Annotated in this window: 14 protein-coding genes; 10 read left to right on the forward strand and 4 right to left on the reverse strand. The window is 68.7% G+C overall.

The window, feature by feature from the left end; translation table 11 throughout:
• The first annotated feature begins 444 nt into the window (after positions 1-444).
• Complete coding sequence (locus A9976_RS03450; RefSeq protein ID WP_183017821.1) at positions 445-1,272, forward strand: hypothetical protein; 828 nt, start codon at positions 445-447, stop codon at positions 1,270-1,272.
• A gap of 33 nt (positions 1,273-1,305) precedes the next feature.
• Here the strand turns inward: A9976_RS03450 and hemE are convergent, their stop codons facing one another.
• Entirely contained in the window at positions 1,306-2,418 is a 1,113-nt protein-coding gene (gene hemE, locus A9976_RS03455) for a uroporphyrinogen decarboxylase (RefSeq protein ID WP_183017822.1), read from the reverse strand.
• Between the two features lie 177 nt (positions 2,419-2,595).
• On the opposite strand from hemE, the gene A9976_RS03460 reads away from it, so the two are divergent.
• From A9976_RS03460 to paaE, 9 genes are all read left to right on the forward strand, one after another.
• Positions 2,596-3,585, forward strand: a complete 990-nt coding sequence (locus A9976_RS03460; protein ID WP_183017823.1) for a tripartite tricarboxylate transporter substrate-binding protein — start codon at positions 2,596-2,598, stop codon at positions 3,583-3,585.
• A gap of 253 nt (positions 3,586-3,838) precedes the next feature.
• The gene (locus tag A9976_RS03465) at positions 3,839-4,621 is read left to right on the forward strand and encodes an enoyl-CoA hydratase-related protein (protein ID WP_013800319.1); all 783 of its coding nucleotides are present in this window, start codon (positions 3,839-3,841) and stop codon (positions 4,619-4,621) included.
• 11 nt (positions 4,622-4,632) lie between these two features.
• A complete protein-coding gene (paaI, locus tag A9976_RS03470) occupies positions 4,633-5,100 on the forward strand; it encodes a hydroxyphenylacetyl-CoA thioesterase PaaI (RefSeq protein ID WP_183017824.1) in 468 nt (155 codons plus the stop codon).
• A gap of 11 nt (positions 5,101-5,111) precedes the next feature.
• The gene (gene paaK, locus A9976_RS03475; RefSeq protein ID WP_183017825.1) at positions 5,112-6,428 is read left to right on the forward strand and encodes a phenylacetate--CoA ligase PaaK; all 1,317 of its coding nucleotides are present in this window, start codon (positions 5,112-5,114) and stop codon (positions 6,426-6,428) included.
• A gap of 45 nt (positions 6,429-6,473) precedes the next feature.
• On the forward strand, positions 6,474-7,496 hold the full coding sequence (gene paaA / locus A9976_RS03480) for a 1,2-phenylacetyl-CoA epoxidase subunit PaaA (protein WP_183017826.1): 1,023 nt from the start codon (positions 6,474-6,476) through the stop codon (positions 7,494-7,496).
• Complete coding sequence (paaB, locus tag A9976_RS03485) at positions 7,493-7,798, forward strand: 1,2-phenylacetyl-CoA epoxidase subunit PaaB (protein WP_012202743.1); 306 nt, start codon at positions 7,493-7,495, stop codon at positions 7,796-7,798. The genes paaA and paaB overlap by 4 nt, the downstream gene beginning before the upstream one ends.
• 13 nt (positions 7,799-7,811) lie before the next feature.
• A complete protein-coding gene (paaC, locus tag A9976_RS03490; protein WP_183017827.1) occupies positions 7,812-8,594 on the forward strand; it encodes a 1,2-phenylacetyl-CoA epoxidase subunit PaaC in 783 nt (260 codons plus the stop codon).
• The gene (gene paaD, locus A9976_RS03495; protein ID WP_047218903.1) at positions 8,594-9,163 is read left to right on the forward strand and encodes a 1,2-phenylacetyl-CoA epoxidase subunit PaaD; all 570 of its coding nucleotides are present in this window, start codon (positions 8,594-8,596) and stop codon (positions 9,161-9,163) included. The genes paaC and paaD overlap by 1 nt, the downstream gene beginning before the upstream one ends.
• The gene (paaE, locus tag A9976_RS03500; RefSeq protein WP_183017828.1) at positions 9,160-10,257 is read left to right on the forward strand and encodes a 1,2-phenylacetyl-CoA epoxidase subunit PaaE; all 1,098 of its coding nucleotides are present in this window, start codon (positions 9,160-9,162) and stop codon (positions 10,255-10,257) included. Before paaD ends, paaE begins: the two co-directional genes overlap by 4 nt.
• 30 nt (positions 10,258-10,287) lie before the next feature.
• Here paaE and A9976_RS03505 read toward each other — a convergent pair whose 3' ends face one another.
• The 3 genes from A9976_RS03505 to A9976_RS03515 all read right to left on the reverse strand — a co-directional run bounded on the left by A9976_RS03505 (position 10,288) and on the right by A9976_RS03515 (position 12,563).
• The gene (locus tag A9976_RS03505) at positions 10,288-11,742 is read right to left on the reverse strand and encodes a SulP family inorganic anion transporter (RefSeq protein WP_409049529.1); all 1,455 of its coding nucleotides are present in this window, start codon (positions 11,740-11,742) and stop codon (positions 10,288-10,290) included.
• Positions 11,743-11,863: 121 nt separating this feature from the next.
• Positions 11,864-12,010 (reverse strand): hypothetical protein, encoded by a 147-nt coding sequence (locus A9976_RS03510; RefSeq protein WP_183017830.1) that lies wholly within the window; start codon positions 12,008-12,010, stop codon positions 11,864-11,866.
• A 55-nt stretch (positions 12,011-12,065) separates the two neighbouring features.
• Positions 12,066-12,563 carry a hypothetical protein gene (locus A9976_RS03515; RefSeq protein ID WP_183017831.1) on the reverse strand — a complete coding sequence of 166 codons (498 nt, stop codon included), beginning with the start codon at positions 12,561-12,563 and terminating at the stop codon, positions 12,066-12,068.
• Positions 12,564-12,726 lie beyond the last annotated feature (163 nt).

Genomic DNA, 12,726 nt, shown 5'->3' on the forward strand with positions numbered 1-12,726 from the left:
TGCTATCAAAAAATTTCTTCAAAAACAAAGACTTATATCTATATGTCGCCGAAATTAGAGAGCGGGCGACAAGTGAGGCGGAGCCGCCGACGCCCTGGCGCTCCTGTGCATAAGATGGTTTGTGGGCATCTGTCAAGCCGCAGTGCGCCGCGCCTTTCGTCTGGATTCGGGCGTTTTTGACAGCCGGCCGCCACAGTGGACAGGCGCATGGGCATTCCTGTGGGCAACTTGGCATGCCACCCCTGTTTTCGTCAGCCTTCGATGTTGTCTGTTAATTAATGTCAATTGATTTTGATTGGAGATTTATTTTGACTATTAAGATTAGCATCCCTTCCAGAAAGACTTGGCTGCCCATCGTGGCCAGCGACAAGGCGGTAACCGGGAAGGATCGGACGGGCGCGTCGACGTCTTCCCTCCCAGGCATCCCACTGGAGGGGAATACACATGCAACGAAGGCAATCGATACGCCCCTGGAACCGTCCGGCCCGTTGGGCCGCGTGGGTGCTGTGCTTCGGGAGCACTCTTTCACAGGCGCAGATCGCTGCGGAGCCATGCGGCACCTCGACGCTGGACTTCTCCAGCGCCTCGGCCCATGGAGGCCGCGGCAGCATCCACATGCCCGGTGCGGCCGGCATAGGGCAGGTCAACCCGGGCGCCGTCGGCGAGTGGTGGCAGGCCGTGACTCCGAACGCGGCCCGCGCAGGGTGGTGGCCCAGTCAGGGCGGCGACCACAGTTCCATGGGCCGGGCGCCGCGCGATGGCTACTTTCTGCTGTTCGACATCATCGCCAACGGCAGCCGGGCGGTGATGTACTCCAATCAATTGACGAACCTGACCATCGGGCAGGAGTACACGGTGAGCCTGTGGCTGGCCAGTGCCTACCATGTGAACTCGCCACGGATGACGGTGGAATTGCTGGATGCGGCGGGGGCCGTGGCGCAGCAGGCCAGTCCCGTGCTGGCCAATGTCACCGACAACGATGCGCCAGACCTTCCCTGGCAGCAGGTGAGCTTCAGCTTCAAGGCCACCGGAGCCAGCCAGGGCATACGCTTGCGCGAAGCGCTCAATACCAGCGGTTTGGGTGCCGACCTGGCCCTCGACGACATCAGCCTCTCGCACCGATGTGCCGTACAGCCGCCGGTGCCGTCCGGCGCGGGGCCCGCACCAGTGCCTGCGCTTGACGGTGCAGGGCTGTTGCTCGCCGGCACCGCCATGGGTGCACTGGGGGCTTTCTTCGCGCGCCGCCGTCCGCGTGAAGGCCGGCGCGACTAGAAGAGGCCTCAGCGGTCCTGGACGGCCCCGTGCTCAGGGCTGGCGCAGCGCGCGCGACTGGCTGTGCACGGCCTCGACCAGGGCCGCCACATGCTCGGGCGGGGTGAACTGGCTGATGCCGTGGCCCAGGTTGAAGATGTGCGTGGGGCCCGTGGTGCTGCGGTCGGCATGGGGCTTGCCGAAGCTGGCCAGTACGGTGCCGACCTGCTCGGCAATGCGCTCGGGAGGAGCGAACAGCACATTCGGATCGATATTGCCCTGCAGCGCCTTGCCGGGTCCGCCCACCTCGCCGCCGACGATGGCGCGGGCGCGGGCCAGGTTGGCCGTCCAGTCCAGGCCCAGCACCTCGCAGTCCAGGTCCTTCATGTCGGGCAGCCAGATGCCGCCGCCCTTGGTGAAGACGATGCGCGGCACGTCCTGCCCATCGACGCCCGTGCGCTTGAGTCCGGCCAGCACGCGCTTCGTGTAGGCCAGGCTGAATTCCTGGAAGGCGCCGTCGGCCAGCACGCCGCCCCAGCTGTCGAACACCATCACGGCCTGGGCGCCCGCGTCGATCTGGGCGTTGAGGTAGGCGGCCACGCTGTCGGCGTTGACGGACAGGATGCGGTGCATCAGGTCGGGGCGCGCATACATCAGGCTCTTGACCAGGCGGTAGTCGTCGCTGCCCTTGCCCTCGACCATGTAGCAGGCCAGGGTCCAGGGGCTGCCCGAGAAACCGATCAGCGGCACGCGGCCATCGAGCGCGCGGCGGATGCTGGTCACGGCGTCGAACACATAGCGCAGCTTGTCCATGTCGGGCACGGCCAGCTCGGCCACGGCGGCCTCGTCGCGCACCACCTTGGCGAAGCGCGGGCCTTCGCCTTCGGCAAAGGACAGGCCCAGTCCCATGGCGTCGGGCACGGTCAGGATGTCGGAGAACAGGATGGCCGCGTCCAGCGGGAAGCGCTCCAGAGGCTGCAGCGTGACCTCGGTGGCGTAGTCCACGTTGGTGGCCAGGCCCATGAAGCTGCCGGCCCGGGCGCGCGTGGCCTTGTATTCAGGGAGATAGCGGCCCGCCTGGCGCATCAGCCACAGCGGCGTGTAGTCGGTGGCCTGGCGCCGGCAGGCGCGCAGGAAGGTGTCGTTGGTCAGGGGGGCGAAGCTCATGGTGGGCGATTGTCGCCGAGACGGCTTCGCCGGGCTGTCGCGATGCCCGAGCAGCGCAGGGCGTCTTGCCTCGGGTTAACCCTTGTCAACCAGGGCCGCTGCGGGCTTTGGCTGGCCGCTACATTGTGCGGCGTGCGTTCCGCACGGGAATCCGTCCATGCAAGGAGAGAGTTTGCGATGCAGCGAAGAACCCTGACCCAGATCCTGGCCCTGGCCCCGGCTGTTTCGGCCACCAGCTGGCTGGCTGGAAGCGCCACGGCGGCCGAGCCGCTGTTTCCGGGCAAGGCGCCGCTGCGCATCGTCGTGGGCTACCCGCCCGGCGGCGCCACCGACCGCGTGGCGCGCATCGTGGCCGACAAGCTGCAGGCGCGCGTGGGCTCGCCCGTGGTGGTGGAGAACAAGCCCGGCGCGGGCGGCCGCCTGTCGGCCCAGTATGTGAAGAACGCGCCGGCCTCACAGCCCGCGCTGCTGCTGGCCAACCCGGCGGTGATGCTGGTGGCGCCCCTGGTGTTCCCCGACTCGGGCTACGACCCCGACAAGGACTTCCGCCCGGTCAGCGAGGTCAACCGCTATGAATTCGGCGTGGCCGTGGCCAGTGCCGTGCCCGTCAGGCAGCTGTCGCACCTGCTGGCCTGGCTGCGCGCCAATCCGCAGCAGGCCAACGTGGGCGTGCCGGCCACGGGCAGCCTGCCGCACTTCTTCTCGCTGATGCTGGGCGAGGCCGCCAAGGTGCAGACCGAAACCGTGGGCTACAAGGGCTCGGCCCCGCTGCTGACCGACCTGGTGGGCGGCCAGGTGCCGCTGGCCATCGACACCTTCGACGTGCTGCTGCCCCAGCACGAGGCCGGCAAGATCCGCGTGCTGGCCGTGTCGGGCGAGCGCCGCAGCACCATGGCGCCGGACATTCCCACGCTCAAGGAATCGGGGCTGAACCTGTCGGGCATGGGCTGGAACACCTTGTTCGCGCCGCAGAGCATGGCGCCCGACATTGCCGAGCGCCTGTCGCGCATGGTGCAGGAGATCATGAAGGAGCCGGACACGCGCCAGAAATTCGAGGCCAGCCGGCTGACCCCGGTCTCCAGCAGCAGCGCGCAGACGGCCGAGATGCTCAAGGCCTACCGCGCGCAGTGGACGCCGGTGGTGCAGCGCTCGGGTTTCAAGCCCTGAATCTTCAAGAAAAATGGCCCGTGCGGGCCTTTTTTCATCGCCGGGCCGCCCCAAGATGAAAAACGCCCCCTCGGGGGGCAGCGGACCTTGCGCAGCAAGGGCAGCGTGGGGGTCATTTTTCATGGGGCCTAGGGTTTCCTCGGTGCCTGGGCGCTTGTCGTGGCAAGGGTCTGGCGACTAACATTTACCGACCATTCGGTAAATTATGTTTGATCTGCCGCATAAAGACGGCAGACAGGCCACGGAGACTTTCATGCCCCCATCGCTGGTTCTGGTTGAGCAGCACGACGCCGTCCGCACCCTGGTGCTGAACCGCCCCGACGCGCTCAACAGCTTCAACGCGCAACTGCACGAGCAGCTGCTTTCGGCCCTGGAGCAGGCCGCCGGCGACGCCTCGGTGCGCTGCGTGGTGCTCACGGGCGCGGGGCGCGGCTTTTGCGCGGGCCAGGATCTGTCCGACCCCGAGGCCGCGCCCGACCAGAACCTGGGCGACCTGATCGAGCGCCGCTACCAGCCGCTGTGCCTGCGGCTCAAGTCCATGCCCGTGCCCGTGGTGGCCGCCGTCAATGGCGTGGCCGCAGGTGCTGGCGCCAATATCGCGCTGGCCTGCGACCTGGTACTGGCAGCGCGTTCGGCCAGCTTCATCCAGGCCTTTGCCAAGATCGGCCTGGTGCCCGACTGCGGCGGCACCTGGCTGCTGCCGCGCCTGGTGGGCCGTGCGCGCGCCCTGGGGCTGGCCTTGCTGGGCGACAAGCTGCCTGCGGCCGAGGCCGAACGCATCGGCCTGATCTGGCGCTGCGTGGAGGATGCCGATTTGCGCAGCGAGGCCCAGGCCCTGGCCCAGCGCCTGGCCGCCATGCCCGTGCGGGCCCTGGCGCGCACGCGGGAGGCCATGGACTCGGCCCAGCTGCTGGACTACGAACATGCGCTCACGCGCGAGGCGCGCCAGCAGGGCCAGCTGGGCGCGGCCCACGACTACCAGGAGGGCGTGGCCGCCTTCCTGGGCAAGCGGGCTGCCGTGTTCTCGGATCGTTGAGGAGCGGCGCCATGCAAGACACCCACACCCCGGACGAAGCCGCACAGCGCCTGGCCGAACAGGTGCGCGACGGCATGCTGGCGCGCGACCGCGCAGCGCAAGGCCTGGGCCTGCGCATCACGGACATCGCCCCCGGCGCGGCGTGCATGGAGATGGCCGTGCGCGACGACATGCTCAACGGCTTCGACATCTGCCACGGCGGCTTCATCACGGCGCTGGCCGACACGGCCTTTGCCTATGCCTGCAATGCACGCAACGAGATGACGGTGGCCTCGGGCCTGAGCGTGGACTTCGTCGCGCCCGGCCGGCCCGGCGACGTGCTCACGGCCCAGGCCCGCGAAGTCTCGCGCGCAGGCCGCACCGGCGTCTATGACGTGCAGGTCATCAACCAGCGCCAGGAAGTGATCGCGCTGTTCCGTGGCCGCTCGCACAGCTTCAAGGGCCGGCCCACCGTGCCCGGCCTGGCAGAGCCCGCCTGAAGAGGTCCGCCATGTCCCTGCAGCGCCCCGCCCCCGGCGAACTCGACCCCCTCGAAACCGCCAGCCGCGACGAGATCGCCTCGCTGCAGCTGCTGCGCCTGCGCTGGTCGCTGCAGCATGCCTACGACAACGTGCCCCACTACCGCCGCGCCTTCGACGAAAAGGGCGTGCATCCGTCCGATCTGCGCACGCTGTCCGACCTGGCCCGCTTTCCCTTCACCACCAAGAAGGACCTGCGCGAGAACTACCCGTTCGGCATGTTTGCCGTGCCGCGCCAGAAGGTGGCGCGCGTGCATGCCTCCTCGGGCACCACGGGCAAGCCCACGGTCGTGGGCTACACGTTGAATGACATCGACAACTGGGCGAACCTGGTGGCGCGCTCCATCCGCGCGGCGGGCGGGCGGCCCGGCGACATGGTGCATGTGGCCTACGGCTACGGCCTGTTCACGGGCGGGCTGGGCGCGCACTACGGAGCCGAGCGCGCGGGCTGCACGGTGGTGCCCATGTCGGGCGGGCAGACCGAAAAGCAGGTGCAGCTGATCCAGGACTTCCGGCCCGACATCATCATGGTCACGCCCAGCTACATGCAGGTGATCGTGGAGGAGATGCAGCGCCAGGGGATGGACCCGCGCGCAAGCTCCTTGAAGATCGGCATCTTCGGCGCCGAGCCCTGGACCGAGGCCATGCGCCGCGAGATCGAGGGCAAGGCGGGGCTGGATGCCGTGGACATCTACGGCCTGTCGGAGGTCATGGGCCCGGGCGTGGCCAGCGAATGCGTGGAGAGCAAGGACGGGCCGGTGATCTGGGAGGACCATTTCTACCCGGAGATCATCGACCCGGACACGGGCGAGGTGCTGCCCGACGGCAGCGAGGGCGAGCTGGTCTTCACGTCGCTGTCCAAGGAAGCCATGCCCATCATTCGTTACCGCACGCGGGATTTGACGCGGCTGCTGGCGCCGACTTCGCGCAGCTTCCGGCGCATGGGCAAGATCGTGGGTCGCAGCGACGACATGATGATCATCCGCGGCGTCAACGTCTTTCCGACCCAGATCGAGGAAATCGTGCTGGCCAATGCCAGCCTCACGGGCCTGTACCAGATGCACATCAGCCGTGAAGGCCTGCTGGACACCGTCGAGGTGCACTGTGAGCTGCAGCCGCAGCGGCGCGGCCTGGGCGATGCCGAGCGCGGCGAGATCGCGCAGTGGGTGCAGCAGCGCATCAAGACCCTGGTGGGCATTTCCACGGCGGTGCGCGTCTTCGATCCCGACACCATCGAGCGCACGCAGACCGGCAAGGCCCGGCGCGTGTACGACAAGCGGCCGCGTTGAGGCACCGCCGGCCGTCGTCAACCATTTCACTGAAGGAGATCGCACATGTATACCCAGGCCATGGACACCATGGGCAAGGAAGCGGGCGATGGCGGCAAGGCCGTGCGCTCGGCCGACGAAATGCGCCTGCAGCAGCGCTTTGACGAGCGCATCGATGCCGGCGAATTCATCGAGGCCAAGGACTGGATGCCCGACAACTACCGCAAGACGCTGCTGCGCCAGATCAGCCAGCATGCGCACAGCGAGATCGTCGGCATGCTGCCCGAGGGCAACTGGATCAGCCGCGCGCCCACGCTCAAGCGCAAGGCCATCCTGCTGGCCAAGGTGCAGGACGAGGGCGGCCATGGCCTGTACCTCTACGCCGCCGCCGAGACCCTGGGCAGCAGCCGCGACCAGATGCTGCACGCGCTGCACACGGGCAAGGCCAAGTACAGCTCCATCTTCAACTACCCCACGCTGACCTGGGCCGACATGGGCACCATCGGCTGGCTGGTGGACGGCGCGGCCATCATGAACCAGGTGCCCATCTGCCGCTGCTCCTATGCGCCCTACGCGCGCGCCATGGTGCGCATCTGCCGCGAGGAGAGCTTTCACCAGCGCCAGGGCTACGAGGCGCTGCTGACCATGATGCAGCAGGGCACCGAGGCGCAGAGGGCCATGGTGCAGGACGCCGTCAACCGCTGGTGGTGGCCGTCCATCATGATGTTCGGCCCGCCCGACGACCAGTCGCCCAACAGCGCGCAGTCCATGCGCTGGGGCATCAAGCGCATCTCCAACGACGCGCTGCGCCAGAAGTTCATCGACGCCACGGTGGACCAGGCCAAGGTGCTGGGCGTCACCCTGCCCGACCCCGACCTGAAATGGAACGAGGCGCGCCAGGCCCATGACCACGGCCCCATCGACTGGGACGAGTTCTGGCGCGTGATCGCCGGAGACGGCCCCTGCAACCGCGAGCGCCTGGGCGCCCGCGTCAAGGCCTGGGACGAAGGCGCCTGGGTGCGCGAGGCCGCCCTGGCCCATGCCCGCAAGCAGACACAGAGAAACCAGACCCGCAAGGAGGCCGCATGACCGCCGTCGAACAGAACATCACCAACGAATGGCCGCTGTGGGAAGTCTTCGTCCGCAGCAAGGCCGGCCTGGACCACAAGCACTGCGGCAGCCTGCATGCGGCCGACCCGCAGATGGCGCTGCAGATGGCGCGCGACGTCTACACGCGGCGCCAGGAGGGCGTGAGCGTCTGGGTGGTGCGCTCGGACCAGATCGTGGCCAGCGACCCCGGCGACAAGGACATGTTCTTCGACCCGGCCCAGGACAAGGTCTACCGCCACCCGACCTTCTACCAGCTGCCGCCCTCGGTGGACCACATGTGAGCGGGGAGCTGCCATGAACGCCTCCGCCTCCTCCATCTCCATCGACGCCCGCCCCGAGGTGCAGTACCTGCTGCGCCTGGGCGATACCTGCCTGATCCTGGCCCAGCGCCTGGGCCAGTGGTGCGGCCACGCGCCCATCCTCGAAGAGGACATCGCCATGACCAACATGGCGCTGGACCTGGTCGGCCAGGCGCGCGCGCTGCTGACCCGCGCCGGCCAGCTCGAAGGCCGCGCGCACGACGAGGACCAGTTGGCCTTTCTGCGCGACGAGCGCGACTACTTCAACGCCACGCTGGCCGAGCTGCCGCGCGGCGACTTCGCCTTCACCGTGCTGCGCAACGCCATGGCCGCCACCTGGCTGCGCCTGATGTGGGAGCGGCTGGTGCACTCCAGCGACGCCGAGCTGGCCGCCATCGCCGCCAAGGCACTCAAGGAGGCGCGCTACCACGAGCAGCACGCGGGCGACTGGGTGGTGCGCCTGGGCGACGGCACCGAGGAATCGCGCCAGCGCATGGAGGCGGCGCTGGCCCAGCTGTGGCGCTATGCGGCCGAACTGTTCACCGACGACGCCACGGACGCCGCCGCGCGCGCCAGCGGCCTGGGCCCGTCCTGGTCCGAGCTGCGCGAGCCCTGGCAGGCCGAGATGGCCGCCCTGCTGCAGGAGGCCACGCTGGACATGCCGGCCGAATCCGCCTTCCGCAGCACGGGCCGCAACGGCGTGCACAGCGAGCACATGGGCTTCATCCTGGCCGAGATGCAGCACCTGCAGCGCGCCTATCCGGGCGGGGTGTGGTGATGGCTGCCGCACGGCTTGTGGCCGTCACATCCGCCTCGGCCGAGCGCGAGCGCCTGGCCTGGGCCGCGCTGCAGGACGTGCCCGATCCCGAGGTGCCCGTGATCTCGGTCTGCGAGCTGGGCATCGTGCGCGAGGTCCATGCCCTGCCCGAAGGCCAGGGCATGGAGATCGTGCTCACGCCCACCTACTCGGGCTGCCCCGCCACCGAGGTCATCGAGCGCAGCGTGCTCGACGCCATCGAGGCCGCAGGCCTGGGCCCCGCGCGCGCCGTGCTGCGCCGCGCCCCGGCCTGGACCACGGACTGGATCAGCGACGACGGCCGGCGCAAGCTGCGCGAGTACGGCATCGCGCCGCCCGGGCGCTGCGGCGATGCCGGCCTGCCGGAGGGCACTTCGCCCATCCGCCTGGTGCGCCGCCGCCAGGGCATTGCCGTGCCCGAGCCCGTTGCCTGCCCGCACTGCGGCAGCGTGCACACCGAACGGCTGTCGGCCTTCGGCGCCACGGCCTGCAAGGCCCTGCACCGCTGCCTGGACTGCCGCGAACCCTTCGAACACTTCAAGCCGATATGACCACGACCACGATGTTCCACCCGCTGCGCGTGCGCAGCATTGCGCCCGACACGGCCGAGGCCGTGGTCGTCTCCTTCGACGTGCCGCCCGCGCTGCGCGAGGTCTTCGGCTTCACCCAGGGCCAGTACCTGACGCTGCGCCACCAGATCGACGGCCAGGACCTGCGCCGCAGCTACTCCATCTGCGCGGGCGTGGATGACGGCGAGCTGCGCGTGGGCGTGCGCAAGGTGCGCGGCGGCCAGTTCTCCAACTGGATCAACGAGCATCTGCGCCCCGGCGACACGCTGCAGGTCATGGCGCCCCAGGGCCGCTTCTTCGTGCCCATCGAGCCCGGGGCCGCGCGCCACCATGTGGGCATCGCCGGCGGCAGCGGCATCACGCCCATCCTGTCCATCATGAAGACCGTGCTGGCGCGCGAGCCCGCCAGTCGCTTCACGCTGATCTACGGCAACCGCCAGCTGCAGTCCACCATGTTCAAGGAGGAGATCGAGGACCTCAAGAACCGCTACATGTCGCGGCTGTCGCTGCAGCATGTGTTCTCGGACGAACACACCGACCTGCCGCTGAACATGGGCGTGATGGACCGTGCCAAGATCGCCGAATTCCTGCAGGGCGTGGTGCCGGCCGCGCACATCGACCATGTCTACATCTGCGGACCCTTCCAGATGAACGACGAGGCCGAGGCCGCCCTGCTGGCCGCCGGCGTGGCCGAGGAGCGCATCCACATCGAGCGCTTCGGCGTGGCCCTGCCGGCCGCAGGCCAGGGCACGGTGGGCGCCGTGGTGCACGAGGCCCAGCCCGGCGACGCCGCCACCGCCCGCATCACCCTGGTGCGCGACGGCCTCTCGCGCGAAGTCCCCTTCACGCGCGGCCAGGCCAGCATCCTGGACGCGGCCTCCTCGGCCGGGCTGGAAGTGCCTTATTCCTGCACCTCGGGCGTCTGCGGCACCTGCCGCGCCAAGGTGGTCGAGGGCGAGGTGCGCATGGAGCGCAACTTCGCCCTCGACAAGAACGAGGTCGCCTGCGGCTTTGTCCTGACCTGCCAGGCGCATCCGCTGACCGAGCGCGTGGTGCTGTCGTTCGATGAGCGGTGAGGGCCGTCCCGCCCGGTGATGGCCGCGGGCCTACTCGATGCCGATATCCAGCCGCGACACCAGTGCCCGGCCGTGCTCGTTCAGGCCCGTCACCTCGACCGTGCTGCCGTGCTTGCGCAGGCGCTGGCAGACCTTGTCCAGCGCATTGACGGCCGTGATGTCCCAGAAATGGGCGTCGGTCAGCTCGATGCGCACCGGCCGGCCTTCGATGTCCCGCACGTCGAAGGCATCGACCAGCAGGTCGGCCGAGGCGAAGAAGACCTGGCCCGAGACGCGGTAGGTCAGGCCCGCATCGTCCTGCGTCTTCTCGACGGACAGCAGCCTTGAGACCTTGAAGGTGAAGAACACCCCGCTGAGCAGCACGCCGACGCCCACGCCGGCTGCCAGGTTGTCCGTGGCGACGGTGACCACCACGGTGGCCAGCATGACGGCGCTGGACAGCTTGGGATGCCTGAGCAGGGCGCGCGCCGAGCCCCAGTCCAGCGTGGAGGCCGACACCATCACCATGATGGCCACCAGCGCCGCCACCGGCACCTGCGACACCCAGGGCTTGAGCAGCACCATCAGGATCAGCAGGAAGGCGCCCGCGAACAGCGTGGACAGCCGGCCCCGGCCGCCGTAGCGCACATTGCCCACGGTCTGGCCGATCATGGCGCAGCCGGCAATGCCGCCGAACAGGCTGGCCGCGATGTTGGCCACGCCGATGCCGCTGCACTCGCGGTTCTTGGAGCTGGGCGTGTCCGTGAGTTCATCGACCACGCTGGCCGTCATCATGGACTCCAGCAATCCCACCATGGCGATCGCCAGCGCGGGCAGGGCGATCAGGCGCAGCGTCTGCAGCGACCACGGCACCTGCGGCAGCCCGAAGCCGGGCAGGCCGTCCGGCAGCAGGCCCAGGTCGGCGACCGTCTTCAGGGGCAGGTCCAGCCAATGCGCCGCCACCGTCAGCACCACGATGCAGACCAGGGGCGAGGGCACGGCCGTGGTCAGCCGGGGCAGGCCGTAGATGATCAGCAGGCCGGCGCCCACCATGGCCCAGGTGGCGGCATTGGCGCCGATCAGGTGCGGCATCTGGGCCGAGAAGATCAGGATGGCCAGCGCATTGACGAAGCCCGTGCGCACCGAGCCCGACACATAGCGCATCAGCACGCCCAGGCGCAGCACGCCGAACAGGATCTGCACGGCTCCCGCAAGAATGCCGGCCGCAAAAAGGTACTGCACGCCATGCGCATGCACCAGCGGCGCCGCCACCAGGGCGACCGAGCCCGCTGCCGCCGACACCATGGCCGGGCGCGCGCCCGTGAAGGCGATGACGATGCTGATGATGAAGGAGGCGAACAGCCCGACGGCGGGATTGACCCCGGCCACGAAGGAGAAGGCGATGACCTCGGGGATCAGCGCAAAGGTGGCCACGGCGCCGGCCATGAGCTCGCGCGGAATGCTGGGCGCCCACTCGGCGCGAAAGGGATGGGGATGCTTCGACATGGAAATGGCCGGCCCCGCCGCGCTGCGTTTGACAGGGCGGGGCAGGGTTTTGTAGACGGGAATGAACATGCCGGGCGTCGGGAGATGCCCGAAACCTGGCGGCTTTTGCTGTTCGACCGTGCTACGGCGGCGCCAGGCGGGTGCAGCCCGAGCGCCGGCTCTGCGAGCCGCGCGCGATGCGGGCCAGCGTGAAGCTGTGAAGGCGTGCGGCATCGCGGCTGCGCGCATGGCGAGCCCCTGGTTGACGGTGCCGGTGGACTGACATCACGGCCGCGATTGTACGGGGCGGTGCTGCCCATCGCGGGACAGGCACCTGGCCGCAATCAGTCGTAGTGCGCCATGGTGGCGCGGTAGCGCACAGGGCCTTGCTCGGCCGATGAGGCCTGCACCACTTCCACGTAGACGACTTCGCCCGAAGCCGCCGCGTACCTGGCATGGCGAACGCGCCGCCCCATGCCGTAGGAGGGGCCGGGCGTTTCGTCGTCCGCAGTCCGGGAATAGCCTTTGCCGAGCAGGTAGGCATCGAAGGCGTGCGTGGCGGGGCCAATGCTTGCGAACTCCACGTCATAGGACACCAGGCCGTGTGGCGGCTTGCTGCCGTCGCCCACGGTGCCGAAGTACTCCGCCTTGCCCAGCGCGCCCACCAGCGGCGCATGGCGCACCAGGGACGAGATGCCTATGTAGTAGGTGAAGCTGCCGGGCTCGGGCGTGTAGTCCTCCTGCGAGATCAGGCAGAGGGCTGCAGCCAGCCAGCCGAACGCGGCCAGCGGCAGGCACAGGACAAGACTCCACAACAGGGTTCTGGCACGCGGCAGGGGCATGGGATTTGTCGTCGGGCGCCTGGAAAAACAAAACCCGCTTTCCGGGGAAAGCGGGTCTGGATGCTCAGGAACCTTGATGGTCCGGATCAGAACGGAATGTCGTCATCCATGTCGTCAAAGCCCGAGGCCGCGCGCTGGGGCGGGGGTGCCATGGGCGAGGGAG

The sequence above is a fragment of the Delftia sp. UME58 genome (genome assembly GCF_014170385.1).
Lineage (GTDB): Bacteria > Pseudomonadota > Gammaproteobacteria > Burkholderiales > Burkholderiaceae_C > Comamonas > Comamonas acidovorans.